The organism is Streptomyces sp. NPDC127100 (genome assembly GCF_042724095.1).
In the GTDB taxonomy this organism is placed as follows: Bacteria; Actinomycetota; Actinomycetes; order Streptomycetales; family Streptomycetaceae; genus Streptomyces.
In genome coordinates this window covers 1-24,835 of record NZ_JBHXFL010000012.1, presented here as the reverse complement: position 1 = coordinate 24,835, position 24,835 = coordinate 1, and the positions used below count along the sequence as shown (strand labels likewise).

Genomic DNA, 24,835 nt, shown 5'->3' with positions numbered 1-24,835 from the left:
CCCGTGTCACCCTGGCCGGGGGGCCCCGCCCCGGGGGGGGGGGGCCGGCGCGGGGGGGGGGGGCCCCCCCACCCCGCTCACGAGCCGTCGGACAGCTTCTCCACCTCGGGCGGAAGCTCCGTGCCGGAGTAGACGGCGACGAACCGGGCCTCACCGGGTGTGTCGCCGACCGCGATGGCGACGCGAGGTGGAACGCCGTCGACCTCGTACGCGGTCACCGTCGTCCCCGGCTCGTCGGCCTGGTCCCCACCGGTGTCGTCGCAGGCCGGCTCGGTCGCGGCTCCGAGCCTCCGCCCGACCGTGAACTCCACGTTCGCGACGTCCCGGTAGGCCCGGTCCTGGTACAGGATCCGGAAGGCGCAGGATGCCGACGCGTCACCGTCGACGCGGCTGCCCTCCGTGCACGCGACTGCCGACACCATTACGGCCGCCAGCGTCATGGACCACCCGGTCCGGTTCATCGAACCCCTCCTCGGCGAAATGCTCAGCCGACCGGTGTGTCCGGCCACATGAGGAGGACGGAGTGGATGCCGCAATCGTTCGAGCAGTCACCGGGCAGCTTGCCGGACCTGGCGTCTTCGGTCGCCTGCCGGGCCCTGCCGCGCCTCAGCAGGCCGCGGCCTCCTCGAGCGTCGCCCGCACGCTCAGGACGGTGTCCATACCGGTCAGCTGGAGGAGCCGGCGCAACTGCTGGGTCGGCGCGGCCACGCGGAAGTCGGTCGACTGATGGGCGAGTATCAGCAGATTCAGCAGGGTCGAGTCCGCGAAGGTGATGCCGGAGGCGTCCAGAACCACCCTCGGATGCTTCTTGGCCGCGGCGTCCAGCGCGTCCGCCAGGGGCGTGATCGAGTGCATGTCGTACGCCCCTCGTGCGCCGACGACCCAGGCGCCGCACCATTCGTACTGCGCCACCATGGCCTCGTCCAGGACCTGCAGCCGGTTTTCCTCGCCGTCGTTCGAGTGCCCTCCGACCGCTTCGTCCACAGACACCTTGGGACCCTCCTGCGTCTCCCCCGCCAAATCCTGTCACCTGTTGCGCGAAAAGTATGTCATGCATTAGGCGTCCGGCAAACACGGTCCCTAAAATGCTGTGCATGGTTGAAGTGCCTGGATCTCACACCGGATGGACGTTCGTCACCAACCACGCGCGTGTACTGGCGGCCATCGCCGACAATCCGAACGTCCGGATCCGCGACATCGCCGCCCACTGCCGGCTCACCGAGCGCGCCGTCCAGCGGATCATCTCCGACCTCGAGCAGGACGGATACCTCTCGCACACGCGCGACGGCCGTACGAACACCTACCGCATCGAGCCGGACAAGGTGCTGCGGCACCCGGCGGAGGCGGGACTGTCGGTCGCCGCGCTGCTCTCCCTGCTCGTCCAGGACGAGACCGACCACGCGCGGCCCGGCAGCCTGTCACCCCGCCTGGCCGGTGCCGGGGAGGCACGGTAGGGAGCGGACCGGACCCGGATCACGGGCCCGCGGTCGACCGGCACAGCCGCTCCGCACCGACCGCGGCAGCGGAAAGGGAAGGGCCGCTCAGACCTCCCCAGGCATCGCGGCCCTTCCCTGCCTGCGCGTGACTACCCAGCCGGGGCGATCTCAGTCCTGTGATCTTCTCAGGCGGGCAGGCGGGGCACGCTGTCGATCAGGCGGCGGGTGTAGGGGTGGTCGGGTTCGCCGAGAACGCGGGCGGTGTCGCCCTGTTCGACGACCCGGCCGCGTTCCAGAACGGCGGTGCGTTCGCACAGGGTCGCCACGACCGACAGGTCGTGGGAGACCATCACCAGCGTCAGGCCGCGCTCCCGCTTCAGTTCGTCCAGCAGGTCGACGACCTTCACACGGGTGGTGACGTCGAGGGCGCTGACGGGCTCGTCGGCGAGCAGGACACGGGGCCGGCACACGGTGGCGCGGGCGATGGCGATGCGCTGGCGCTGACCGCCGGAGAACTCGTGCGGATAGCGTTCGGCGGCGTCGGCCGGCAGACCCACCGCCTCCAGGGCCGCGGCCACCTTCGGCGCGGCGCCCGCCCGGGTGTCCAGGCCGAGCGATCGCAGCGGTTCGGCGACGATCGAGCCGACCCGGCGGCGCGGGTCGAGGGAGGAGTAGGGGTCCTGGAAGACGCACTGGACGCTGCGCCGGAAGCGCCGCATCTGCTCCCTGTCGCGCAGGGCGAGGGGCGCGCCGTCGAAGCGGACCGTGCCGGCGGTGGGGCGGGCGAGGCCGAGGAGCAGGCGCAGCAGCGTGGTCTTGCCCGCGCCGGACTCGCCGACGAGGGCGAGGCTCTCCCCGGGGCGCACGGCGAGGGACACGTCGGAGACCACGTCGGTGCGGGCCCCGCGGTAGCGTGCGGACACGTCGGCGAGCTCCAGCACGGGGGTCACGGCGCGCTCCTCAGGTTCAGGGCGGACTCCAGCGCGCGGGCGCTGGCGACCAGGTTCCGGGTGTACTCCTGGCCGGGGGCGCCCACGATGTCGCGCACCGCGCCCTCCTCGACGGCCCGGCCGTCCTTCATGACCAGGACCCGGTCGGTGACCTTGGCGACGACGGCGAGGTCGTGGCTGACGAACAGCACGGCCATCTCCCGTTCCCGCACGAGGGCGTCGATCAGGCCGAGCATCTCCGCCTGGACCGACACGTCGAGGGCGGTGGTCGGTTCGTCGGCGATGAGCAGCGCCGGCTCGCACGCGAGGGCGGCGGCGAGGGCGACGCGCTGACGCTGGCCGCCGGAGATCTCGTGCGGGAAGGCACGGGCGATGCGCTCGGGCTCGGGGAGCCGCACCTGCGCGAGGGCGTCGAGGGTGGCGGCGCGCAGCCTGCCGCCCTTCAGGCCGGTGCGCCTGCCCAGGGGGCCGGCGATCTGCCGGCCGACCCGCATCAGGGGGTCGAGGGCGGTCAGCGGCTCCTGGAAGACGACGGCGGCGTCCCGGCCGCGGACGGCGGTCAGTTCCTTCTCGCGGGCGCCGAGGATCTGCGTGCCGGCGAGGACGACGCTGCCGGTGGCGGTCATGCCCTCGGGGAGCAGGCCCAGCACCGCGAGGGTGGTCAGGGACTTGCCGGAGCCCGATTCTCCGATCAGGCCGAGGCGTTCGCCGCCCGCGACGGTGAAGGACAGGTCGGTGACGAGGGGCCGTCCGTCGGCGGTGCGGACGGTCAGTCCCTGGACGTCGAGGAGGGTCATGTCCGCCTCCCGCGGCCGGCCGGGTCGAGGACGTCGCGCAGCCCGTCGGCGATCAGGTTGACGCCGATCACGAGGAGCACGAGGAGGATGCCGGGGGCGAGGGCGCCGGCCGGGGCGGTGGTGAAGGTGGCCTGGGCCTCCTGGAGCAGGCGCCCCCAGGAGGCGTTGGGCGGCGGGGCGCCCAGTCCCAGGTAGGAGAGGCCGGCCTCGGCGAGGACGGCGAGACCGAACTGGAGGGCCAGGTTGACCACCAGGGTGGGCCAGATGTTCGGCAGGACGTGGCCGGCGACGGTGCGGGGCCAGGAGGTGCCGGAGGTCCGGGCGGCGGTGATGTAGTCCTGGGTGAGGACCCGCTTGACCAGGATGCGGACGAGACGGGCCACGACCGCGCTCTGCGCCAGGCCGATGGCGAGGACCGCCGAGCCGAGGGTGGCCGAGCGGGCGGCGACGACGAGCATCGCCAGCAGCAGCGTCGGGAAGGCGATGAGGATGTCGAGGAACGCGGAGAGCGTGTCGTCGAGCCAGCCCTGGGCGAAGGCCGCGAGCACGCCGAGGGTGACGCCGATGAGCGCGGCGACGGTGACGGAGCCGAGCCCCGCGCCGAAGGCGATGCGGGCGCCGGTCATGAGCTGGGTGAACAGGTCCCGGCCCAGCTTGTCGGTGCCCAGCAGGTGCCCCTCCCCCGGTCCGGCGAGGCGTCCGCCGGAGGTGTCGTCGGGGCTGTAGGGCAGCCACAGGAACGACACGAGGGCGAGCAGCGCGACCAGGCCGGTCAGGACGCAGCCCACGACGAGGGTGACGGAACGCCGGCGGGGGCGCCGGCCCGTGGCCGGTTCGGCCGGGCGGGCCAGGAGGTCCGTGGTGGTCATCGGGCGCCTCCGGAGAGCCGGCCGCGCAACCGCGGGTCGACGATCCTCTGGACGAGGTCGGCGAGGAAGCCGATGAGCAGCACCGCGAGGGTGGACACGAACAGCACGCCCTGGATCACCGGGTAGTCGTGCTGGGTGACGCCGGTGGCGAGCAGCGATCCCAGGCCGGGCAGCGCGTACACGGACTCCACGACGACGGCGCCCAGCAGGGTGGAGGCGAGTTCGATGCCGAGGATGGAGATGACCGGGACCGAGGCGTTGCGCAGGCCGTGCCTGCGCATGGCGGTGCCGAAGCTCTCGCCGAGGGCGCGGGCGGTGCGCAGGTAGTCGCTGCCGAGTACGTCCAGGGTGGCGGAGCGGACGTACCGGATGAGGGAGGCGCTCATCACCAGGGCGATGGTGACGACCGGCAGGACCAGGGAGCGGATCGCGTCGGCGGGTGCCGCCCAGCCGTCCTGCGGGAAGCCGCCGGAGGGCAGCCAGCCCGCGTTCAGCGCGAACACGGCGATGAGGATCATGCCGAGCCAGAACACGGGGACGGCGATGCCGAGCTGGGAGACGCCGCTGAGCAGGGCGCCGTACCAGGTGCGGCGCTTGTACGCGGCGACGAACCCGGCGGGGACGGCGACGAGGACCGCGAGGACGAACGCGGCCAGGGTGAGCGGCAGGGTGACGTTCAGGCGGGCGGTGACCTCGGGGCCGACGGGCAGCGAGCTGACGAAGGAGGTGCCGAGGTCGCCGCTCGCCAGCTGCCCGATCCAGTGGGTGAACTGCTCGGGCAGCGGGCGGTCGGAGCCGATGGAGCGACGGGCCGCGGCGATCTGCTCGGGGCTGGCGCCGACCGACGTCAGGGCGTTGGCCGGGTCCCCGGGCAGCATGCGCAGCAGCACGAACAGCACCACGCTCGCCAGGACCAGCGACACGACCAGGAAGGCGAGCCGGCGCAGCAGGTAGCGGCCCATCAGCCCTTCTTCTGGATGTCGTAGGCGTAGAACTGGGAGTTCAGGCCGTTGAGCGGGTAGCCGGAGAGCTTGCTGTTGGCCACCACCATCTGCGGGTACAGGTACAGCCAGTCGCTGGCCGCGTCCTCGGCGGTCCTGCGGTTGACCTTCTTCAGCAGCTCGGTCTGCTCAGCGGTGGTGGAGGCCTTCTCGGCCTGCTCGACCCACGCGGTGACCTGCTTGTTGTCGTAGCCCCAGTAGAAGTCGGGGTTGCCGTACCAGACGAGGTCGCGGTCGTTGACGTGCTCCTGGAGCGTCGCCGTGAAGTCGTGGTTCTTGTAGACCTTCGTGTACCACTCGTCGGGCGTGATCGTGTTGATCTCGACGGTGATGCCGACCTTGGCGAGTTCGGACTTGATGAACGTCGCGGCCGTCGGGTGCGGGTCGTAGTTGGGCGTGTCGAGGGTGAAGGTGAAGCCGTCCTCGTAACCGGCCTCGGCGAGCAGCTTCCTGGCCTTGTCCACGTCGTGGGCGTTGACGTCGGTGAGGTCCTCGTACCACGGGTCGGTGGGCGGGACCATCGACCCGATGGGCTGGCCGTAGTCGCCCCAGACGGACTGGAGGAGCTTCTTGTCGTCGATGGCGGCGGAGACGGCCTGCCGGACCTTGACGTTGTCGAAGGGCTTGGCCCTGTCGTTGAACGCGAGCAGCAGCTTGGTGGTGGAGTCGCCGTCGTTGACCTTGTAGTTCTGGTTGTTCTTGAACTGCTCCAGGGCGTCGGGCGACTGCTCGCTGGTGACCACGTCGACGGCGTTGGTCAGCAGCGCGTTGTTCAGGGCCGTGGCGTCCTTGTAGTAGTGGAAGACCACTTCCTTGTTGGCGGCGGCGTCGCCCCAGTAGCCCGCGGACCGCTTGAGGCCGAGGGCCGAACCGCGGGTCCACTTGGCGAGCGTGTAGGGGCCGGTGCCGTCCTCGGTGGTCTTGAGGTTCTTCGCCTCGGAGTTGATGATCCAGACGTAGGACAGGTTGTAGACGAAGGAGATCGACTTCTGCGACAGCGTGACCTTCACGGTCTTCGCGTCGGGCGTGGCGATGTCCTTGACGACTTCGAGGTTGCTCTTGCGGGCGGACTGCGAGTCGTCGGCGAGGACCTTCTCCAGGCTGTACTTGACGTCGGCGCTGGTGAGGTCCTTGCCGCTGTGGAACTTCACGCCGTCGCGGAGGGTGAAGGTGTACGTCAGGCCGTCGTCGCCGACCTTGTAGTCGGAGGCGAGGAGCTTCTCCACGTCGCCGTCGTCGGTGAGCCGGAACAGCCCTTCGTAGACGTTGCCGTTGAGGGCCTCGGTGACGCCCTGGCCGCCGCCGGCGGTGTTGTCGAGGTTCTGCGGTTCGTAGAGCGAACCGATGTTGACCGTGGCGTCCCTGTCCCAGGTGCCGCCGGCGGAGGCGGACCCGTTGGATCCGCCGCAGGCGGTGAGGGCCAGGGACAGGGTCGCGGCGGCGGTGACGGCGTACAGGGACGTCTTCTTGGGGCTCATGGCGTAAGGGCGCTTTCGTGCGGTGGTGCGGGCGGAAGGAGGCCGGTCAGTGCCGGCCGGTGAAGCCGTCGCGGAAGACGGGGAGCTTCTCGCCGGCCGCTACGGGCAGGTGGAAGCGGTTCTGCCGCGGCGGCATCGGACAGTTGTACTGGTCCGAGAACCCGCAGGGCGGTACGAAGGCCCGGTTGAAGTCGAGGATCACGCGCTGTTCGTCGTCGGTGCGCTCCACGAAGAGGAAGCGTCCGGCGCCGTAGGTGCTGTCGCCGTTGGTGGGGTCGCCGAAGACGAGGAGCAGGGTGCCGTCGTCGTCGAAGGCGCTCAGGGTGTAGTCACGGCCGTCCACGGTGAGGGCGATGTCGCCGGGGACGACGAGTTCGCGGGTGCCGCCGTTGTCCCGGATGTGCTCGAAGGCGACGCGGCGGGCGCCGGGGACCGGGGTGTAGACGGCTTCGAGGACCCAGGCGGGGTCGTAGGCGAAGACGTCCACACGGTCGAAGGCGGTCAGGGCCGGTGCCGCGGCGTCCCAGAAGCGCAGGCCGTGCTCGGGCTCGCCGGTGACCATGTCGGTGCGGCTGAGGGTGGTGACGGTGACCGTGTCCGGGCTGCCCGCCCGGGCCGCGTCCGCGTCGGGGCGCTCCCCCGCCGGCAGCCAGCGGGTCTCGACGAGGGCGAGGTTGCCCGTGGGGGCGGTGAGGGCCGCGCGGCGCCCGGCGCACCAGTCCTTCCAGCGTTCCTCGGGATCGACTGGGGGCACTGCGGGGGCGGGCTGGTGCACGGCATGCTCATTCGGCTAGGAGGACGGCCGGTCTACGACGGAGAGTCAATACATGGCCAAAGCAACTTCTTTATCTTTCATAAGCCTATCTAATGTCAAACGGACGTTTCACCTGGTGAGACCGCTGGTGGACAGGGTAGGGCGGCACGGCCCCGCGGCGGACGCGAGCAGGGCAGGCCGGCGCCCGCCGTACTGCTCGACGCCGGGGCCGGCGCCGCCGGCGAGGGGCCTGGTGCTAGGCGGACGCGCTGTCCGGCAGCAGGGCGAAGACCTGGTCGAGGCCGACGATGCGCAGTACGCGCAGGGTGTGGTCGGGGACGGAGGCGAGCGCCACGTCGGCCTGGGCGGCCTGGGCGTGGTTGCGGACGACGATCAGGGCGGTGATGCCGCTGGAGTCGCAGAACGTCATGCCGCCCAGATCCAGGACGATGCGCTGGCCCGGCCGGAGGTCGAGCCCGGCGAGCAGTCCGCGCAGCTGGCCGGCGGTGTCGAAGTCGAGGTCTCCGACGATTCCCAGAACGGGCCCGGTGCGGGCGTCTCGCATCGTGATGTTCAACGGGCTCATGCGGAGGCCTCCGTCCAAGGGACGGAGGCGGAGGCGGGGACGCCGAGCGCGAGCAGGGCGGTGTCGTCGTCGAGGCCGTCTCCGAAGCCGTCCAGGAGGCCGGTCACGGCCTGGACCACGGCCTGCGGGGACTCGCCGGCGTGGCCGGCGGCGAAGCCGAGCAGGGCCTCGTCGCCGAACAGGTCGGCGCGGTCCTCACCGGTGCGGGCCTCGGTGAGGCCGTCGGTGTACAGCAGAAGGGTGTCACCGCGGGCGAGGACGGTCGCGGCGGTGACGAAGGTGGCGTTGGGCAGCACGCCGACGAGGAGACCACCGGGGGTGGGCAGGTAGTCGGCCTTGCCGTCCGCACGCAGCAGGAGGGCCGGCGGGTGCCCGCCCGAGGCGATGCGGACGGTGACCTGCCCCGTGGCGGGGTCGGGCTCGAGGATGCCGTAGATGACGGTGCAGTAGCGCGGGTCACCGCTCGTGTAGCGCTCGTGGAGCACCCTGTTGAGGGTCGTCAGGGCGGAGACGGGTTCAGGGTCGTGCAGGGCCGCGGCGCGCAGGGTGTAGCGGGTCAGCGAGGTGACCGCGGCCGCCTCCGGGCCCTTGCCGCACACATCGCCCAGGAAGAAGGCGAAGCGGCCGCCGTCGATGGGGAAGAGGTCGTAGAAGTCGCCGCCGAGCCGGTCGGGGGACGCGGCGCGGTAGTGCACGGCCGCCTCCATGCCCGGCACGGCGGTCAGGGTGGCGGGGAGCAGCGACTGCTGGAGCACGGCCAGGGCGTCCTGCAACCGTGCCCGGTCGGCCTCCGCCTGCCTGCGCGCCTCCTCCGCCGCCTTCCGGGCGCGCAGGAGCTCGTCCTCGTAGGCACGGCGGTCCCGGGCGTCGAAGACGGTGGTGCGGATCAGCAGGGGCTCGCCGGTGCTGCCGCGCTTGACCACGGAGGAGATCAGCACCGGTATCCGGCCGCCATCCGCCTGTTTGATCTCCAGGGCGATGCCGTTGATCTCGCCCTGCATCCGCAGCAGGGGCGCGAAGTGTGTCTCGTGGTAGAGCTTGCCGCCCACGGTCAGCAGATCGGTGAACCGGATACGGCCGACCACCGCGTCCCGCTCCATGCCGAGCCAGTTCAGCAGCGTGGTGTTGATCTTGGCGATGGTGCCGTCCATCAGCGTGGACAGGTAACCGCACGGCGCGCTCTCGTAGAGTTCCTCGGCGCTGTCCTCGAGGAGTGCGGCGAATACCGCGTCCGACGCCTTCTCGTTGTCCGGTTCGTGCGGGTCGGGTTGCTGCCCCGTGCGGCACATCATCACAGTCGCGCCAGGAAGTCGGTGATCGCCTCGTTGGTGGCCTCCGGCGCGGACAGGTGCGGGCAGTGCCCGACGGCCTCGAGCGTGACCAGCTGCGAGCCGGGGATCGCCTGGTGGACGTAGGCGCCGACCTCCCGCGGGGCGATGGCGTCCTGGGTGCACTCGAGCACCAGCGTCGGCACGGCCACGCCCTTCAGCTCGTCCCGCGTGTCCGACAGGAACGTGGTCCGCGCGAAGACCCGCGCCATGTCCGGGTCGGTGGCGCAGAAGCTGTTCTTCAGCTCCTCGCCGAGCTCGGGCCGCTCCGGGTTGCCCATGATCACCGGTGCCATCGCCGCCGACCAGCCCAGATAATTCGACTCCAGGGACGTCAGCAGCTCGTCGATGTCCTCGGCGCTGAAGCCGCCTCGGTAGCTGTCGTCGTCGATGTACCGCGGGGACGGGGCCACCATCACCAGCGCTCCGATCCGCTCCGGAGCCATCGCGGCGGCCAGTACTCCGACCATCGCGCTCACCGAGTGCCCCACGAAGACCGCGTCGCGCAGGTCGAGGGCCTCGCAGACCTCCACCGCGTCCCGGGCGTAGCCCTCCAGAGAGGCGTACCGGTCCTCCGTGAACGCGGCCAGGTCCGAGCGGCCGGCACCCACGTAGTCGAACAGCACCACGCGGTAGTTCTCCGCCAGCGCGGGCACCGTCAGGCGCCACATGTTCTGATCGCAACCGAACCCGTGGGCCAGCACTACCGTGCGCCCCAGCGGATTGCCGGTGACCGTGACGTGGTTCCTGCGCTCGATGTCCATGACACCACCCTCTCAAACGCCGCTCATCGCCCGGCGCCAGGCCGCGGCACCCTCTGAACGGAGACCGCACTCACCACGGGACTGCGCCCGAACCCTGGAAGGAAACCATGAGATAAATCACCAGGGGCACGAGGACGAGGAGGACGACCACGGCGAGCAGCTTCGCCCATGTCGCTGTTCTGCCCCGGCTTCCGTTCTCCATGATCACGCTCACAGGTGCGAGTCCGGTCGCCGACGGATCAGCGGGACGGGCCTCCGTGCCAGTCCAGGACCATGACAGTAGCGTCGTCCTGAAGCTCGCCGTGACAGGCGTCACGTACGGCGGCCGTGAGGACACGGACGGTCTCCCTGGGGTGCAGGGCGCGGGTGTCACGGACGAGCGCGGGCAGGGCGACGGCGGCAGCACCGCGGTCCTGCATGCCGTCGGTGAGCAGGACCAGCCGGTCTCCCGGACGCAGGTGCAGCTCCTGCAACCGGAAGGGAATCGGGGAGAGCACGCCGAACGGAAGGTTCACGGCGAGTTTGACTTCCTCCACGGTGTCGCCGCGGACCCGCAGGGGCCAGGGATGCCCGGCGTTGACGAGTTCCGCGACGCCGGTTTCCAGGCCGATGCACAGCAGCTGCCCGGTGGCCAGACCGCGTCCGTAGGCCAGCAGGGCCTCGTGGGCCTGCTCGGCCTGCTGGAGGGCGTCGCAGCCACTGCGGCGGGACCGGCGCAGTGCGGCGACCAGCAGGGTGGCCAGCAGGGCCGAGTCGGTGTCGTGGCCCATGGCGTCCGTGATGGACAGGTGCAGGCTGTCGCTGTCGAGGCTGTAGTCGTACGTGTCGCCGCCGATGTCGTCGGCCGGGACCAGCCCCGCCGCCAGGGTGAACTGGTCGGCCTCGCAGCAGGGGGCGGAGGGCAGCAACCGGTGCTGGATCTCGGCGGCCATGCTGGTCGCGGTGGTGCGCTGGCCGACGTGGTACACGTCGGTGAAGCGGCGGTCCGTGACGATGATGTAGGCCAGCGCGTGCGCGGCCTCGCCCACCTGTCTGATGACGCTGTCGTCGGCGTGCTGCAGGGTCACCTCCAGCACGCCGATGCAGTCGCCGCGGTTGCTGACCGGGGTGATGACGCGCTGTCCGCCCCGGCCGTCCGGTTCCACGTGCGGGCGCTGGCTCCTCAGGACGGTGTCGTAGACGCTGCCTTCCAGGTCCGTCGGCGCGGTCTGGGCCGCTAGGTCGCCGTCCACGACGGCGGGCAGCCTCACCAGCCGTTGCCCGATGAGGTCGACGAAGAGGAAGGACACGCGCTCGGCCCCGAAGCGCTTCTGCAGGTCCCGTGCGACCACGTCGACGGACCTTCCGGGTGGCGCCGCTTCCGCAGCGGCCAGCAGCTGTCCCAGTTCCACGTCCCCACCGTCCACGGCAACCTCCTGTCAAGTGCCGTCACTTATTCCCCGCAATCCTGCGAAGTCACCCGGCCTGCACCGGACGAGGCGGCGCCGGCCGGCGGAGCCTGACCTGCCGCGGTCAGTCCCGGCCGATGACGACGACCTCGTCGCCGGTGGCCCATCGGCGCCGCTCGGTCTTGGGTGGATTGATCCGCAGACCGTACGCGGGGCCGCGGGACACGTCCCGGTGGTCGCGGTAGCCGATGGCGCATTCGCCGCGTTCACGTGCGGCGGCCACGAGGGTGGCGAAGGACGTCTCGTGGTGGGGCAGGACGTAGTCCGTGGCGGGCCTCAGGTGGATCGCGGGGCCTTCCCCGGCGAACAGCTCCTCGAAGACCGCCGCGAGGTGCCGGTTCTGTGAGATCTGCGCCATCAGCAGGCCGATGAGCTTTCCGCTGATGATGACGTCGGCACCGGGGTTGATGGGGGCCAGTGCCCGGTTGCGGTCGTCGATCAGCTCGGTGACGACCGGCAGTTCACGGCCCGTCTCCTCCTCCACGTGGCGCAGCAGCAGGAGGGTGGCGAGTGTCCGGTTGTCGGGTTCTTCCGGGGGCTGTCCCGGAGTGGGGTCACGGCCGAGCACGATCACGCTGTCGTACGAGGCGATGTCCAGACGTCGCAGGGTTTCGAGACACATCACGTCTCCCCGGTGCAGTCGCACGGCGAGCCGGGCGTCCCAACCGTCACCGGTGTCGAGCGCCTGCCGGACGGGAGCCTCGGCACCGTCCGCGACGACGTCGACGACGGAGCCGGAGCGGACGCGGCGCCGGAAGTGGTCGACCATGAGCGGTGCCCGCCGGTTCCAGCCCAGCAGGAGCACGCGCTCCGGGCCCGTGACCGCCGTCCGTCCGGACGCCATCGCCTGTTTCTCGACCGCCTCCGAGCAGTCCTTCGGCGAAGCGGTGTCGTCGTCACGGCTGATGACGATGAGCCGGTCCCGGGCACCGATCGGCGTGTGCGCCGGCGGGCCGAGGAGCGGCACGCCGTCCCGCATCAGACCGACCACGCTCGACGTCGTGTACGCCAGGAGCGTGTCGCCGAACGGGCGCCCCACCCACGCGGGTTCGGTGGTCAGGTAGAACTCGTCGCCGGCGAAGTCGAGGAGTTCGCGGTGGATGAGGGAGAGCCCGGGACGGCGGGCGGCCTGGACGATCAGTCCGGCGGTGACGGTGTCGGCCTCCAGCACGATGCCGTTCGGTCCCGCGGCCAGGGAGGCGGCTTGCCGGAACCGGTCGTGGCGCACGGCGGCGACCACGACGGGGCCGGCCGTACCGCCCCGCGGGAAGGCCGCTCCGAGGGCGAGCAGGGTCCTGACCACCTCCGCGTCCGCGTCCGGCTCGTCGTGGGGCAGGACCACGATCGAACCGGCCGCGGCGGGATTGGTCAGCGCGAGGACCGCCGGATCGGTGGTCGGGCCGCTGCGGCAGATCAGCCGGGTGGTGCCGAACGGCCCCAGACGTGAGAGGAGTTCCTCCTCCATGGCGGTCTTGTCCCGGTCGGCCAGCACGACCACCGCCCCGCGCCGCTGGTTGGCGTTCGCGGCCACGAGTTCGCCCACCACGGTGAAGACCTGCTCGGACCAGCCCAGGACCACGGCGTGGCCTTCTTCCAGGACGGTGGAACGACCTCGTCGCAGGTCGGTCAGTCGCTCGGTGAACGCCGTGGTGATCAGGCCGACGAGAGTGGAGACGTAGAGCAGGGCGACCAGTGCCAGCAGGACCGACAGCAGAACCCGCACCGGGGTGCCGGTCGCTCCGCCGAGCCGCAGTGTCTCACCGGTGAGGCGCCAGACCGCGACGAGCCGGGCCCCGAGGGGCTTCGGCGCGTTCGGATCCGTCCACACCATGACGGCGCTGGCCGGGACGACGAACGTCAGGCACAGGAACACCAGCCAGCCGACGAGAGCGGATGCGCCACGGCTCAGCGTGGAGTCGAACCAGTAACGCGCCCTGTCGCCGAGCGGAGTGCGCCGCTGCGCCACCTGTCCCCCTTCGCCACCCCGTGGAGAGGTCCGGGCACCCCGGTGACGCGGCGCCTGTCCCCCGTGCCCCCGGCACTGCACGACCCTGGACGGCACAACGGCAGTGTGGGGGGTCCGCCGCCTGACCAGGCGCGGTTCGGGGCACGTTCACACGATCGGGAGCAGCCGCGCCACGGTCGTCGCCTCGGGGCGCTCGGGGCGTCGGTCCCGCGGGCGAGGAGGTGCAGGGTTCCCACTGCTGCGCCCGCGGGGCCGACGTGACGTCCAGTACCCCTCGTTGCACCCGTTACGCCGGATACGGTCAGCCGAGTCCGTTTTGATCGCGGACCCCCGACCGGGGGGCCAAACAGGGCGGAGGGCGCACGCAGAAGGGTGGGCCCGGACCTCGTCGGCCGGAACCCACCCTTCGAACGCCGCCGTTGGCGGCGGCGCGACCTGCCGCGCTCAGTCCGCCGCGGGCATCACCATCGGTACCAGCGGCCCTTGCGGCCGCCGCCGGCCGCCGGGCGGACGACGAAGCCGAGCAGCCACACCACCAGCACGATCACCGCGACCCACCACAGGGCCTTGAGCGCGAAACCCGCACCGAAGAGGACCAGGGCCAGAAGAAGAACCAGAAGCAGGGGAACCATTGTCATCAACCTCCTGGCCGTCGTGTGCTCTTATCCCGCCCTTACAAACACCCAATCGCCGCGTTCTTTTCACGGAACCGGGGGCATACGCTCACATCGCGCGTCTTCCCCGCCCGTGTGCGACGAGTCGTCGGGGCGGCAGGCGCCCAGGCCCCGGTCGGGTTCCGGGGGCGATGAGGGCGGCTGACGCCGCTCCGCTCCCCCGGCTGCGGCCATCTGCGCCTCACACACCGCTACCGTGGGCCCGTGATCGTATGGCTCAACGGAACCCATGGCGCAGGCAAGACGACGACCAGTGCGCTCTTGCAGCAACTGATCCCGGATTCACGGGTGTTCGACGCCGAGAAGGTCGGCGAGACGCTCATGGACATCACGCCGGGCCTGCCGGAGACGGACAACTTCCAGCACTGGCCGCCATGGCGGCCCCTGGTGGTCGAGACCGCCCGTCACGTCCTCGACTTCACCGGCGGCACTCTCGTGATCCCCATGACCGTCCTGGTCGAGCAGTACTGGCGCGAGATCGGCGCCGGTCTCGCGCGGTACGGGATTCCGGTGCGGCACTTCGTCCTCCATGCCGACCAGGACACCCTGCGCAAGCGCATCGCGGGCGACACGGTCCTCGGCCCCGACTCCCCCTTCCGGCTTGCCCACCTCGAGCCCTACGCCGAGGCCGCCCGTGGATGGCTGCGCACACAGGCCGAGGTCGTCGACACCACGCACCTCACGCCCGACCAGGCCGCCCAGCGGATCGCCGGGGCCCTCAAGAACTGAGGGCCCGACAAGCGGCCCGCCCTGTCGGCGGGGCCGGCCGGCACTGCGTGCGGTCCGACGCGCCGGGCCCCGGGACGACGGGTGGTTCAGGGGGGTGTGAGGGTGTCGAGCCGGGCGGCCAGGTCGGGGTGGGCGGCGGCCAGATGGGGGCGGGCAGCGGCCAGGGGGGCGATGAGGTCGGCGGGGTCGTCGTGGGCGAGGGCCGCGTGGAGCTCGCCCAGCGGGCGGCGGGCGGCCGGGGGAAGGTCGGCGAGGGCAGTGATCTGGCCGGCGAGGCGGCGCAGGTCGGCGGCGTTGGTGCGGGCCCAGGTGGCGGTGGAGCGTTCGGCGGCCCGGGCCTGACGGGTGGCCGTCACGCGTTGCTCGCCGGTGGTCCCGGCCGGGCCGGGCCGGCCGCGCAGATAGCGGCGCTCGGCGGCCTGGCGGCTGGCGACGCCGAGCGGGTGGGCGAGGTCCGCCCAGCTGGCTCCCGCGTCCCGGGCCGTTTCGATCAGGCCGGTCTCCCACCCGGCGAGCCGCTCGCGCACCTGCCGCAGCAGCAACAGGGAAGCCAGCGCACGCTCCGGCCCGGGGCCGGGCTCCTCGGGCGCGTCAGGAGACTCTCGCTGGGCGTCGCGCAGGGCGCCGTCTATGGCGTCGAGGGCCGCCGCGGCGGCGAGGAACGACGCCGGACTGTGGGCGTTCGTGCTGGTCGCGGACGGTTGGTCGGCTGCGGTCACGGGCACCTCCTCGGTATGTCGTCACTTGGACGACGCTGGGTTTGTCATCCGTTGGATGACATGTTACAACGGTGTCAGTGAGCGCATTGGCAGCAACTGCCCGAACCTGCTGGAGGTGTTCTTACGATGTTGATGCGCACTGACCCCTTCCGTGAAATGGACCGGCTGGCGCAGCAGCTGATGGGCCCCAGCACCTGGTCCCGGCCGTCGGCGATGCCGATGGACGCCTACCGCGAGGGCGACGAGTACGTGGTGGCCTTCGACCTTCCGGGCGTCCCCGCGGACGCGATCGACATCGACGTCGAGCGGAACATGCTGACCGTCAAGGCCGAGCGACGGCCGGCGGCGAAGGCCGACGACGTGCAGGTGGAGCTGTCCGAGCGGCCGCTGGGTGTCTTCTCCCGCCAGATCGTGCTCGCCGACACCCTCGACACCGAGCGCATCCAGGCCGACTACGACGCGGGCGTCCTCACGCTGCGCATCCCGATCGCCGAGCGCGCCAAGCCCCGCAAGATCTCCATCGGCGTCGGATCCGGCCGCAAGGAGATCTCCGGCTGACACCGGCCGGACGAGTGCGGAGGGCGGGCACCCGATCTCCCCCTCAGATCCGCTCTCCGCACCCCGGTGACCTACCGTCGCGGCGTCAGCGCCGTGCTCTTCGGCCGCCGTGCCCACCCGCCCGTCCCGCGCCGGTGCCCGAACACCGGCCCAAGCAAGAAAGGCAACCACCCCAGTGATCTCCGACCGGCACGCATCGCCCCGGCAGCCGTACGGGACGGCGTACGAGCAGATGCTGGAGAAGGTCCGCTACGACGGCGCCTACCCCACCCGCGAGAGGGCCGACGAAGCCGTCCGCCTGGTTCTCGGCGGACTGGGGCGCCAGCTGACCGGCGACGAACGCGTCGACCTGGCCGGCCGTCTGCCCCTGGAAGCGGCATGCGTGCTGACGGCGCAGATCCCCGACACCCGACCGCTGACCGGCTGGGCCTTCGTCAAGGACCTCGCCGCCCGCACCGGCGCCTCCCTGGCCACCACCCGCTGGGACACCGGCTCCGTCTTCTCCGCCGTCGCCGCCTACGCCGGTCCCGACCTGACCACCCGCATCCTCCACCAGCTCCCCAACGGCTACGCCCTGCTGTTCGGCCGCGCCGAGCTCGCCCCGGCCGCGTAGACGGCGACCTGCTCCCGTACTCGGCGACCGCGTTTCTCGGGAGCCCTGGGCCGCCAGGGCTCCCGCGTGAGCCGCTGTGCGTGGCGTCAGCGTGCGAACTTCTCGACGGCCGCCGGGGTGACGGGGGTGAAGAAGTTGACGAGGTTGCCGTCGGGATCACGGAACAGCAGCGACCGGTTGCCCCAGGGCATCGTGGTGGGCCCGTTGACGAAGTCGGTGACGAATCCGGTCAGGTTCCGGTGAACGCGGTCCACGTCGTCGACGAGGAACTCGATGATCACGCTGTGGTTGTCCGCCGGGCGGGCAGCGCCCGGGGCGAACACCGGGACGGTACCGGTGCCGGCGATCGCGAGGGTGGCGCCCGCGGTCCTGAGTTCGGCGAATTCCTCGGTGGCCCACGCCGCTCGCGTCCCCGTGGCCCGCTCGTAGAAGTCGACGAGGCGCGCTACGTCGCCGGTGATGATGCGGATCGAGACGAACTCCATGGGGATCTCCTTGGCTGTGCCGATGGCGTGCACTGCGCAGGCTAGGAGAGATAGTGGACAGAACCGGTCCTGTATTCGGGCTAGGTTGTGCACATGCCCCCACCCACCGCCCGCGTGCTGACACTGCTGGAGCTGCTGCAGTCGGGCGGCACCAGGACGGTGGCGGAACTCGCCGGCCGGCTCGGCGTCGAAGGGCGCACCGTGCGACGGTACGTGGACCAGCTGATCGACCTGGACGCGCCCGTGGAATCGGTGCGCGGCCGCTACGGCGGATACCGGCTCGCTCCCGGGTACCGCCTGCCTCCGCTCATGCTCACCGACGACGAGGCGCTGGCCGTGCTGCTCGGCCTGGTCGCCGGCCGCCGCACCGGGCTGACACCGGCGCAGCGCACGGCGAACGAGACGGCATCGGCGAAGATCCGGCGAGTGCTGCCCAGGAACATCGCCCGCCGGCTCGACACACTCCTGGAATCCCTCGCCTTCACGGAACAGCCCGGAGCGTCCGACGCCCCGGACTCCGGCGTCCTGCTCGCCATCGCCGACGCGGTGCGCCACCGCCGGCCGGTCTCGATCCGCTACACCGACCGCGACGGGCGGCGCAGCGAACGCACGCTGCACGCGTACGGGATCGTCGCGCACACGGGCCGGTGGTACGTCACGGGCAAGGACGCCGGGATCGGCGAGGACCGCACCTTCCGGCTCGACCGCATCGCGGACGCGCGGGCCCTGCCCGGCACGTTCGAAGCGCCCGTGGGCCCCGGTCCGGCCCAGCGCGTGCTGTCGGCGTTCGCCACGGCCGAGTACCGGCACGAGGTGACCTTGCGGATCCACGGGACGGTCGAGCAGGTCCGCGCCCACCTGCCCGCCGGCATCGCGAGCCTGGAGGAGCACGAGCCCACGGCAGGCCAGGACCGGGCGGCCGAGCGCTGGCTGCGCGTCGAGCTGCGGGCGGAGCGGCTCGACTGGTTGCCTCCCGTACTCGCCTCGCTGGACCGGCCGTTCGTCATCGAGCGCCCCGACGAGCTGCGCGACCTCGTCACCGCGCTCGCCGATCGCCTCGCGTCCCGTGCTCGCCGGGCCTCACCACGCAAACCCCTGCCGTGAGACGGCGCAGTCGCCGGTGGTACCGGCGGTCAGCGGTGTTCGGGGTTCTCGTAGTCGTGACGGCAGCCGGCGTCCCAGGCGGTGCGCTGGTTGCCGTAGGCGGGGATGCCTCCGGCGTCTTTGAGGAGCCGGGCCAGGTGGAGCAGGTTCCAGGTCATGAAGGTGACGTTGCGGTTGGTGAAGTCGTTGTCCGGACCCCCGGAACCGGCGTCGAGGTAGGAGGGGCCGGGGCCGGCCTCGCCGATCCAGCCCGCGTCGGCCTGCGGCGGAATGGAGTAGCCGAGGTGCTGGAGGCTGTAGAGGACGTTCATCGCGCAGTGCTTGACGCCGTCCTCGTTCCCGGTGATCAGACAGCCGCCGACGCGGCCGTAGTAGGCGTACTGTCCCGCGTCGTTGAGCAGGCTGGAGCACGCGTACAGGCGCTCGATCACCTGCTTCATCACCGAGCTGTTGTCGCCCAGCCAGATCGGACCGGCCAGGACGAGGACGTCCGCGGCCATGACCTTCTCGTACAGCATCGGCCAGGCATCGCTCCGCCAGCCGTGTTCGGTCATGTCCGGCCAGACCCCGGTCGCGATGTCGTGGTCGACCGCCCGTACGGTCTCGACCTGTACGCCCTGTCGTTCCATGATGCGCACGCTGCGGTCGATGAGCCCCTGGGTGTTGCTGCGCTCCGGTGACCGCTTCAGCGTGCAGTTGAAGACGAGAGCGCGCAGGTCGTCGTAGTCGGCGGGGGGCGCGTCGGCGGTGACTGGGCTGGTGTCCACGGTTCCGCTTCTCCTGGCGTCGTGCCACCGTGCCCTTCGAGGTGGCGCAGGCTCCTCATCGTGCGGGCCCGGCGCGCTCGACGGCGGCCACGGCACAGCGAGCGCCCGGCAATCACTCCGACGGCCGACCGGCGTCGTCGAGCGGGATCTCCCGGCAGCCGGTGCGGTGACCTCGTCATCGCACCGTACGACGAGGCATGACGGCTCCGGCCGGCAAAGCGCCGGCCGGCGCAACCGAACGGCTGGCCGGGTCGTCCTACATCGAAGTCCAACCGGACCCCAGGCATCGGACAGGAGCACCGTGGCGTCGAGAAGGCGGATGAGGATCGGGATCGTCGTCGGTGTGGCCGTGCTGGTGGCCGCCGGCAGCGCGGTGGCCATCGCAGCCGGCGACGGCCGACGCGTGCTCCCCCGCGCCTCGTACGACCCGTTCCGCGGTTCGGCCGCCGCAGAGGAGTGGGTCGCCCACGGAGACCACGCCGCCGTCGTCCGGATCACGCGGGAGTCGACGGCCGAGGCCGACCCGAAGGACGGCGACTACATCCCGCGCACGGTCACCGCGACCGTCGCCCAGGTCATCTGGTCCAGGCCCGGGGCACCGCGCCTGCCCGAGGAGGTCACTCTGCGGGCGCACGGCTGGTACACCACCCTCTGGGGCGGCAAGGAGAAGGCCGCACGTGAGGGAGCTCCGCGGCTCGAGCCCGGCCACACCTACGTCGTGGGGCTCGTCGGCACCGCGAACGGGGCGGAGCTGATCGGTGACGACGCGGCGCTTCCCTACGACGACGAGACGTTCGGCCTGGGCGAGTTCGAGGGCCGCGCCGTCGTCCCCGACGCCTACCGCAGGGCCGTCCGGGGTCTGCCCGAGGACGCGGTCGCCGAGTTCGCCGCCGGTGAGGCCCCCGGCCTCCGGACCCTGCGCGACGTCCAGCGGCTGCTGGAGGGCACCTCACCACGGAACGTCTACCGGCGGACGGCCCTGAGCCGCCTGCCCTCGGACCTGAACCTGGACCGGAAGGCGGACCGGCCCGTCGACGAAGGCGCCGGTGACCTTCCCGGCCGGATCAGCCGCCGCGTCTCCGCCCTCGACAGCGGCACCGACTACTTCCTGGCCGTCGCCTGCTCCGGCCGGGGCAAGGCCGTCACGGTCGGCCTCACCGTGGACGGGAGGACCACCACACGGCGGCTGCCCTGCAACACGGGCGGCGAGCTGGTGGCCGTCAAGCGGCCACGGGGAGAGGTGACGTACGAGATCTCCGCCGCGGAGCCGGACGTCGGAGCCGTGGCGTGGAACGTGTCGGAGGCCCGCTAGGGTCTGTCGTTTGGATCAGGCCGGCTGTGACGGACGGCGTGCCCCGGCCGGCCCGAGCGGGGTGTGGTGCGTGCAGCTGCAAGGCGGAGGAGGGCGCCAGGGCGGAGCCCTGGCAACCGACGACAACGCGGCAGATGTGCGTGCCACACCCCGCGACACCGGCATGATCCAAACGACAGGCCCTAGGCGCCCGGCGGTGCACGCGGGCCGGTGCCGCTAGCCGCCCTCGGGAGCGGAGAGGGCCCGGGAACGGAAGGTGCGGCGGTAGGTGTCCGGGGGAACGCCGACCGTGCGGTTGAAGTGGCGGCGCAGTGTCGTGGCGGTACCCATGCCGGTGGCCTCCGCGACGGAGTCGACACTGTCGTCGGTGGTCTCCAGCAGTACCTGCGCGTGGCGGATCCGCTGGGTCAGCAGCCACTGCAACGGGGTGGTGCCGGTGGCGGCCCTGAAGTGACGGCCCAGATGGCGCGAGCTCATGCCCGCCCGGCGTGCGAGGTCCTCCACGGTCAGCGGCCGGTCGAGCCGTTCGAGGACCCACGGGAACAGTTCCGCGAGGGGGTGGTTGTCCGGGGCGGGCACCGGAGTGGTGACGAACTGTGCCTGTCCTCCGTCCCGTTGGGGTGGCACGACGAGGCGGCGGGCGGCGGTGTTGGCGACGGACGAGCCGTGGTCGAGCCGGACGAGGTGCAGGCACAGGTCCATGGCGGCGGCCTTGCCGGCGGAGGTGAGCACGCTGCCGTTGTCCACGTACAGGACGTCCGGATCCACCGTCACGCGGGGGTAGCGGGCGGCGAGGACGTCGGTGTGTGCCCAGTGCGTGGTCGCGCGAAGCCCGTCCAGCAGGCCGGCGGCGGCCAGCACGAACGCGCCCGTGCAGAGGGAGGCGACGCGTGCGCCCGCCTCGTGTGCCGCGCGTACCGCGTCGACCAGTTCCGCGGGCGGGTCCTCGTCGACGTCGGCCCAGCCGGGGACGATCACGGTGTCGGCGTGCCGGAGCCGGTCGAGACCGTGGTCGGGTTCCAGCCCGAACCGGCCGGCCCGCACGGCGCCCGGCCCGCAGACGACGACGTCGTACCAGGGACCCGGCACGCCGGCCGGGGCGGAGCCGAAGACCTCGTGGGCCAGGGCCAGTTCGAAGTGCAGCATCCCGTCGGTGACGGCCAGTGCGACTGTGTTCACGTCCGGAATTGTACGCATCATGTCGTTCCGGACACTCGTGTGGAGGGCGTCCCCCCGACAGGATGATCCCGACGCAGACCGAGCGGATCATTCGAGCGAAGGAAGCATTCATGACTGCGGGGCGCATGGTCACGGTGTACGGCGCGTACGGGCACACCGGCCGTTTTGTGGTGGCTCGGTTGCGGGACCGCGGGTTCGTTGCGGTGCTCTCGGGGCGCGACGCCGGGAAGCTGAAGGCCCTCGCGGCGGAGCTCGGCGGCGAGTGGGACGTCCGCCCCGCCCCGGTCGACGACCCGGCCGCGCTCGACGGCGCGCTGGCCGGTGCGGCAGCCGTGCTCAACTGCGCGGGCCCCTTCGCCACGACGGCCGCACCCGTGGTCGAGGCGGCACTGCGCGCCGGCATTCCGTACGTGGACGTGGCGGCCGAGATCGAGGCCAACATCGACACGTTCACCGAGTTCGGGGATCGCGCCCGCGCCGCGGGAACGATCGTCGTGCCCGCCATGGCCTTCTACGGCGGCCTCGGGGACCTGCTCGTCACCGCCGCGATGGGCGAGTGGACGTCGGCCGACGAGGCGCACATCGCCTACGGGCTGAGCAGTTGGCACCCCACCGCCGGGACACGTGCCGCGGGCGCGGTGTCCCGGGAGCGGCGGGGCGGCCGGGGGGTCCGCTACACCGAGGGGCGTCTGCAGTACCACGAGGACGCGCTGCCGGCCCTGGACTGGCCCTTCCCGGACCCGATGGGCACCCGGGCCGTCCTCGGGGAGTTCACGATGGCCGACGTCGTCACGGTGCCGAGCCACCTGCCCATTCCCGAGGTGCGCACCTACATGACCGTCGAGGCGGCCAGGGACCTGTCGGCCCCCGACACCCCGGCGCCCGCCCCGGCCGACACGAACGGGCGGTCCGCCCAGACCTTCCTCGTCGACGCCGTCGTGCGCTCGGGCGGGCGTGAGCGGCGGGCCCTCGCGCGGGGCACGGACATCTACGCCGTCACCGCGCCGCTCGCCGTGGAAGCGGTCGACCGCATCCTCACCGGGCGCACCAGGGCGACCGGGGTCGCCTCCGCCGGCCGGATCTTCGACGCGCCCGACTTCCTCCGCGCCCTCTCCCCGCACATCGATCTGGAGCTGCACCGCTAGGGACTGCCCCACCCGCCGGCGCCCACGCCACGGCCGCCGTTTGACCTTGACACGGTGGCAGGGTCTTCCCTGCTGTCCGAGGAGGTGGTCTCGATGACGGTCACGGGACAGGGCACGGACACGACGCGAGCGCTCGAGGAATTGGCCGACAGCCGCCCGTCCGTGCGGCTGCGGGCCGCTCTCGCGGTGGGCACGACACCCGACCCGCGCCACGTCGACGAGCTCGTCGAGCGATGCGCGGTCGAACCCGAGTTCTTCGTCCGCGACATGCTGACCTGGGCGCTCACCCGCCACCCGCTGCCCTTGACGCTTCCCCGGCTGCTCCGCGAACTGGGCTCGGCACGGGCGCAGGCCCGGAGCCAGGCCCTGCACACGCTGTCCAAGATCGGAGACGCGCAGGCGTGGCCGGCGATCACACCGGCGCTTCTGCGCGACGCCGACGACGAGGTGGCGCGCAGCGCCTGGCGGGCCGCGGTCGTGCTGGTACCGGACGGCGAGGAGCCGGCGCTGACCACCGTGCTGGTGACGCAGCTCGGGCGAGGCGGAGGGGAGACGCAGCGGAGCCTCAGCCGGGCGCTGGTCGCGCTGGGTGAGGTGATCGTGCCGGACCTGCTCGCCGCGGAGTCGGCCCCCGACCCGCTCGTGCGCGCGCACGCGCTCGCCACCCGGCGCCTGCTGCGCGACCCGGAAGCCGGATTCGGGTTCCTGCTCGACGAGGCGAAGCGCATCGTGGCGCTCGGCGGGTCCGGTCATGGGGGAGGATAGGACGTGTTGATCGGTGAGGTGGCGCGACGGTCCGGGGTCAGCGCCCGGATGCTCAGGCACTACGAGTCGCTGGGTCTGGTCCGTCCCTCGGGGCGGACCGGTTCCGGTTACCGGGAGTACTCCGGGGAGGACATCCAGCGGATCTTCCAGATCGAGAGCCTGCGGTCGCTGGGACTGTCGCTGCGTGAGATCGGCCGCGCGCTGGACGACCCGGGCTCCATGCCCTCGGCGCTCGTCACCGAGCTCATCCGCCGGACCCGTGAACGCGTCGCGGCGGAAACCGAGTTGCTCACGCGGCTGTGCCGGATCCACGCCGCGGACCCCGCCGGCTGGGAGGACGTCCTCCAGGTCGTGGCGCTCCTCCAGGCGCTGGGGTCGAAGAGCGCCGCCGCGCGACAGCGTGCGGCGCTCTCCTCGGCCGCCGGGGTGCCGGTGGAGGCCCTGGTCGAGGCGGCACTGCGCGAGACGGAGCCGAATGTCGCCGGAGCCCTTCGGTGGGCGCTGGCACGCTCGGGCGAGGGCGGTCCGGCGCTGCTGGCCAGGGCCCTGGGCTCATCGGAGGCCGCGGTACGGGAACGTGCCGTCCGGGCCCTCGCCGAGATGCCCGGTGACGAGGCCGCCGGACGACTGCGCGAGGCCCTCGCGCACCCCGACCCCGTGGTCCGCGGGCATGCCGCTCTGACGCTCGGCACGCGCGGTGGGGCGGACGCGGTCCCGGCGCTCATCGACCTGATCGTGGAGGGAAGGAACGACACCGACGCGGCGGACGCGCTGAGTGTGCTGGCGAGGGACACCACGACGGCGGACGTGATCGCGGCCGGGCTCGTCGGCCGTCTTGCCCACGACGCCACGCCGGCGCCCGCGCGCGGGCGGCTGACCCAGGCGCTGGCGGACATCCCCGGACCGCGGGCGGCACGCGCCCTGGTGGAGTTGTCGGGCGACGCGGACCGTGCCGTGGCCCTGACCGCGACCTACCTCCGCCAACTGCGCGACACGCGGTGACGGTTCGCCTCCTCGAGCACCCGGAGTCGACGAGCAGGCATATGACCGTCCCCCAGGGGCACGCGAAGGACAACCTGAACTTCCGCAGCACCGCAAGGAGAAGAGTCGTGTCGTTCCTCTGGGCCATCATCGCGGGACTCATCATCGGCCTGCTGGCCAAGCTGGTGCTCCCGGGGCGCCAGCCCATCCCGCTGTGGCTGACGACCGTCCTCGGCATCGTCGGGGCCGTCGCCGGCAACGCGCTCGCCACCGCGTTCGGCGTACGCGACACCGGCGGCATCGACTGGATCCGCCACGTCCTGCAGATCGGCGTCGCCGCTCTCCTCATCGCGGTCGTCACCCCGTACTGGGCCCGACGACACGCCTGAGGGACGCGTGAAGGGGTGTGCCCACCGGTACTGACCCG

29 protein-coding genes are annotated in these 24,835 nt (G+C 71.8%); 10 read left to right on the top strand and 19 right to left on the bottom strand.

What is annotated here, in order from left to right:
- Positions 1 to 77: 77 nt before the first annotated feature.
- Together ACFWJB_RS14490 and ACFWJB_RS14485 are read right to left on the bottom strand one after the other, a co-directional pair.
- Positions 78 to 461 (bottom strand): DUF6281 family protein, encoded by a 384-nt coding sequence (locus ACFWJB_RS14490; protein ID WP_385465266.1) that lies wholly within the window; start codon positions 459 to 461, stop codon positions 78 to 80.
- 145 nt (positions 462 to 606) lie between these two features.
- Positions 607 to 990, bottom strand: a complete 384-nt coding sequence (locus tag ACFWJB_RS14485) for an STAS domain-containing protein (protein WP_386922449.1) — start codon at positions 988 to 990, stop codon at positions 607 to 609.
- 104 nt (positions 991 to 1,094) lie between these two features.
- Between ACFWJB_RS14485 and ACFWJB_RS14480 the strand changes: the two genes are divergently transcribed.
- On the top strand, positions 1,095 to 1,454 hold the full coding sequence (locus ACFWJB_RS14480) for a helix-turn-helix transcriptional regulator (protein ID WP_385465261.1): 360 nt from the start codon (positions 1,095 to 1,097) through the stop codon (positions 1,452 to 1,454).
- Between the two features lie 167 nt (positions 1,455 to 1,621).
- Here ACFWJB_RS14480 and ACFWJB_RS14475 read toward each other — a convergent pair whose 3' ends face one another.
- The 13 genes from ACFWJB_RS14475 to ACFWJB_RS14415 form a co-directional block, all read right to left on the bottom strand.
- The gene (locus ACFWJB_RS14475; protein ID WP_385465258.1) at positions 1,622 to 2,386 is read right to left on the bottom strand and encodes an ABC transporter ATP-binding protein; all 765 of its coding nucleotides are present in this window, start codon (positions 2,384 to 2,386) and stop codon (positions 1,622 to 1,624) included.
- On the bottom strand, positions 2,383 to 3,183 hold the full coding sequence (locus ACFWJB_RS14470; RefSeq protein ID WP_386922446.1) for an ATP-binding cassette domain-containing protein: 801 nt from the start codon (positions 3,181 to 3,183) through the stop codon (positions 2,383 to 2,385). Before ACFWJB_RS14470 ends, ACFWJB_RS14475 begins: the two co-directional genes overlap by 4 nt.
- On the bottom strand, positions 3,180 to 4,052 hold the full coding sequence (locus tag ACFWJB_RS14465; RefSeq protein ID WP_385465252.1) for an ABC transporter permease: 873 nt from the start codon (positions 4,050 to 4,052) through the stop codon (positions 3,180 to 3,182). Before ACFWJB_RS14465 ends, ACFWJB_RS14470 begins: the two co-directional genes overlap by 4 nt.
- Positions 4,049 to 5,014, bottom strand: a complete 966-nt coding sequence (locus ACFWJB_RS14460) for an ABC transporter permease (protein ID WP_386922444.1) — start codon at positions 5,012 to 5,014, stop codon at positions 4,049 to 4,051. The genes ACFWJB_RS14465 and ACFWJB_RS14460 overlap by 4 nt, the downstream gene beginning before the upstream one ends.
- Entirely contained in the window at positions 5,014 to 6,531 is a 1,518-nt protein-coding gene (locus ACFWJB_RS14455; protein WP_386922442.1) for an ABC transporter substrate-binding protein, read from the bottom strand. The genes ACFWJB_RS14460 and ACFWJB_RS14455 overlap by 1 nt, the downstream gene beginning before the upstream one ends.
- Positions 6,532 to 6,577: 46 nt before the next feature.
- Positions 6,578 to 7,306 (bottom strand): DUF1684 domain-containing protein, encoded by a 729-nt coding sequence (locus ACFWJB_RS14450; protein ID WP_386922440.1) that lies wholly within the window; start codon positions 7,304 to 7,306, stop codon positions 6,578 to 6,580.
- 235 nt (positions 7,307 to 7,541) lie between these two features.
- Entirely contained in the window at positions 7,542 to 7,871 is a 330-nt protein-coding gene (locus ACFWJB_RS14445; protein ID WP_386922438.1) for an STAS domain-containing protein, read from the bottom strand.
- Entirely contained in the window at positions 7,868 to 9,160 is a 1,293-nt protein-coding gene (locus tag ACFWJB_RS14440; RefSeq protein ID WP_386922628.1) for a PP2C family protein-serine/threonine phosphatase, read from the bottom strand. The genes ACFWJB_RS14445 and ACFWJB_RS14440 overlap by 4 nt, the downstream gene beginning before the upstream one ends.
- Positions 9,161 to 9,162: 2 nt before the next feature.
- Positions 9,163 to 9,963, bottom strand: a complete 801-nt coding sequence (locus tag ACFWJB_RS14435; RefSeq protein ID WP_386922436.1) for an alpha/beta fold hydrolase — start codon at positions 9,961 to 9,963, stop codon at positions 9,163 to 9,165.
- A 70-nt stretch (positions 9,964 to 10,033) separates the two neighbouring features.
- Complete coding sequence (locus ACFWJB_RS14430) at positions 10,034 to 10,165, bottom strand: hypothetical protein (RefSeq protein ID WP_386922434.1); 132 nt, start codon at positions 10,163 to 10,165, stop codon at positions 10,034 to 10,036.
- A 37-nt stretch (positions 10,166 to 10,202) separates the two neighbouring features.
- On the bottom strand, positions 10,203 to 11,369 hold the full coding sequence (locus ACFWJB_RS14425; RefSeq protein WP_385465235.1) for a PP2C family protein-serine/threonine phosphatase: 1,167 nt from the start codon (positions 11,367 to 11,369) through the stop codon (positions 10,203 to 10,205).
- Between the two features lie 106 nt (positions 11,370 to 11,475).
- Positions 11,476 to 13,377, bottom strand: a complete 1,902-nt coding sequence (locus tag ACFWJB_RS14420; RefSeq protein ID WP_386922431.1) for an NAD-binding lipoprotein — start codon at positions 13,375 to 13,377, stop codon at positions 11,476 to 11,478.
- A 461-nt stretch (positions 13,378 to 13,838) separates the two neighbouring features.
- Complete coding sequence (locus tag ACFWJB_RS14415; protein WP_161163313.1) at positions 13,839 to 14,009, bottom strand: hydrophobic protein; 171 nt, start codon at positions 14,007 to 14,009, stop codon at positions 13,839 to 13,841.
- Positions 14,010 to 14,255: 246 nt separating this feature from the next.
- Here ACFWJB_RS14415 and ACFWJB_RS14410 point away from each other — a divergent pair, with 246 nt between their 5' ends.
- A complete protein-coding gene (locus tag ACFWJB_RS14410) occupies positions 14,256 to 14,780 on the top strand; it encodes an AAA family ATPase (protein ID WP_386922429.1) in 525 nt (174 codons plus the stop codon).
- 86 nt (positions 14,781 to 14,866) lie between these two features.
- Here the strand turns inward: ACFWJB_RS14410 and ACFWJB_RS14405 are convergent, their stop codons facing one another.
- Positions 14,867 to 15,499 (bottom strand): type III effector protein, encoded by a 633-nt coding sequence (locus ACFWJB_RS14405; RefSeq protein ID WP_385465232.1) that lies wholly within the window; start codon positions 15,497 to 15,499, stop codon positions 14,867 to 14,869.
- A 126-nt stretch (positions 15,500 to 15,625) separates the two neighbouring features.
- On the opposite strand from ACFWJB_RS14405, the gene ACFWJB_RS14400 reads away from it, so the two are divergent.
- A complete protein-coding gene (locus ACFWJB_RS14400; protein ID WP_386922427.1) occupies positions 15,626 to 16,057 on the top strand; it encodes an Hsp20/alpha crystallin family protein in 432 nt (143 codons plus the stop codon).
- A gap of 175 nt (positions 16,058 to 16,232) precedes the next feature.
- Positions 16,233 to 16,670, top strand: coding sequence for a DUF2267 domain-containing protein (locus tag ACFWJB_RS14395; protein ID WP_385465226.1), 438 nt, complete (start codon positions 16,233 to 16,235; stop codon positions 16,668 to 16,670).
- An 86-nt stretch (positions 16,671 to 16,756) separates the two neighbouring features.
- On the opposite strand, the gene ACFWJB_RS14390 is transcribed toward ACFWJB_RS14395, so the two are convergent.
- Positions 16,757 to 17,155 (bottom strand): VOC family protein, encoded by a 399-nt coding sequence (locus tag ACFWJB_RS14390; protein WP_385465224.1) that lies wholly within the window; start codon positions 17,153 to 17,155, stop codon positions 16,757 to 16,759.
- Positions 17,156 to 17,248: 93 nt separating this feature from the next.
- Here ACFWJB_RS14390 and ACFWJB_RS14385 point away from each other — a divergent pair, with 93 nt between their 5' ends.
- Entirely contained in the window at positions 17,249 to 18,259 is a 1,011-nt protein-coding gene (locus ACFWJB_RS14385) for a helix-turn-helix transcriptional regulator (RefSeq protein ID WP_386922425.1), read from the top strand.
- 29 nt (positions 18,260 to 18,288) lie between these two features.
- Here the strand turns inward: ACFWJB_RS14385 and ACFWJB_RS14380 are convergent, their stop codons facing one another.
- Positions 18,289 to 19,026, bottom strand: a complete 738-nt coding sequence (locus ACFWJB_RS14380; protein ID WP_386922423.1) for a flavodoxin family protein — start codon at positions 19,024 to 19,026, stop codon at positions 18,289 to 18,291.
- Positions 19,027 to 19,345: 319 nt separating this feature from the next.
- On the opposite strand from ACFWJB_RS14380, the gene ACFWJB_RS14375 reads away from it, so the two are divergent.
- Complete coding sequence (locus ACFWJB_RS14375; protein WP_386922421.1) at positions 19,346 to 20,338, top strand: hypothetical protein; 993 nt, start codon at positions 19,346 to 19,348, stop codon at positions 20,336 to 20,338.
- 216 nt (positions 20,339 to 20,554) lie between these two features.
- On the opposite strand, the gene ACFWJB_RS14370 is transcribed toward ACFWJB_RS14375, so the two are convergent.
- Positions 20,555 to 21,517, bottom strand: coding sequence for a helix-turn-helix domain-containing protein (locus ACFWJB_RS14370; RefSeq protein WP_386922419.1), 963 nt, complete (start codon positions 21,515 to 21,517; stop codon positions 20,555 to 20,557).
- A gap of 110 nt (positions 21,518 to 21,627) precedes the next feature.
- On the opposite strand from ACFWJB_RS14370, the gene ACFWJB_RS14365 reads away from it, so the two are divergent.
- From ACFWJB_RS14365 to ACFWJB_RS14350, 4 genes are all read left to right on the top strand, one after another.
- Positions 21,628 to 22,662, top strand: a complete 1,035-nt coding sequence (locus ACFWJB_RS14365; protein ID WP_386922417.1) for a saccharopine dehydrogenase NADP-binding domain-containing protein — start codon at positions 21,628 to 21,630, stop codon at positions 22,660 to 22,662.
- A 93-nt stretch (positions 22,663 to 22,755) separates the two neighbouring features.
- Positions 22,756 to 23,427 (top strand): HEAT repeat domain-containing protein, encoded by a 672-nt coding sequence (locus ACFWJB_RS14360; RefSeq protein ID WP_386922626.1) that lies wholly within the window; start codon positions 22,756 to 22,758, stop codon positions 23,425 to 23,427.
- Between the two features lie 3 nt (positions 23,428 to 23,430).
- Complete coding sequence (locus tag ACFWJB_RS14355; protein ID WP_386922415.1) at positions 23,431 to 24,429, top strand: MerR family transcriptional regulator; 999 nt, start codon at positions 23,431 to 23,433, stop codon at positions 24,427 to 24,429.
- Between the two features lie 107 nt (positions 24,430 to 24,536).
- Positions 24,537 to 24,797, top strand: a complete 261-nt coding sequence (locus ACFWJB_RS14350) for a GlsB/YeaQ/YmgE family stress response membrane protein (protein WP_385473409.1) — start codon at positions 24,537 to 24,539, stop codon at positions 24,795 to 24,797.
- Positions 24,798 to 24,835 lie beyond the last annotated feature (38 nt).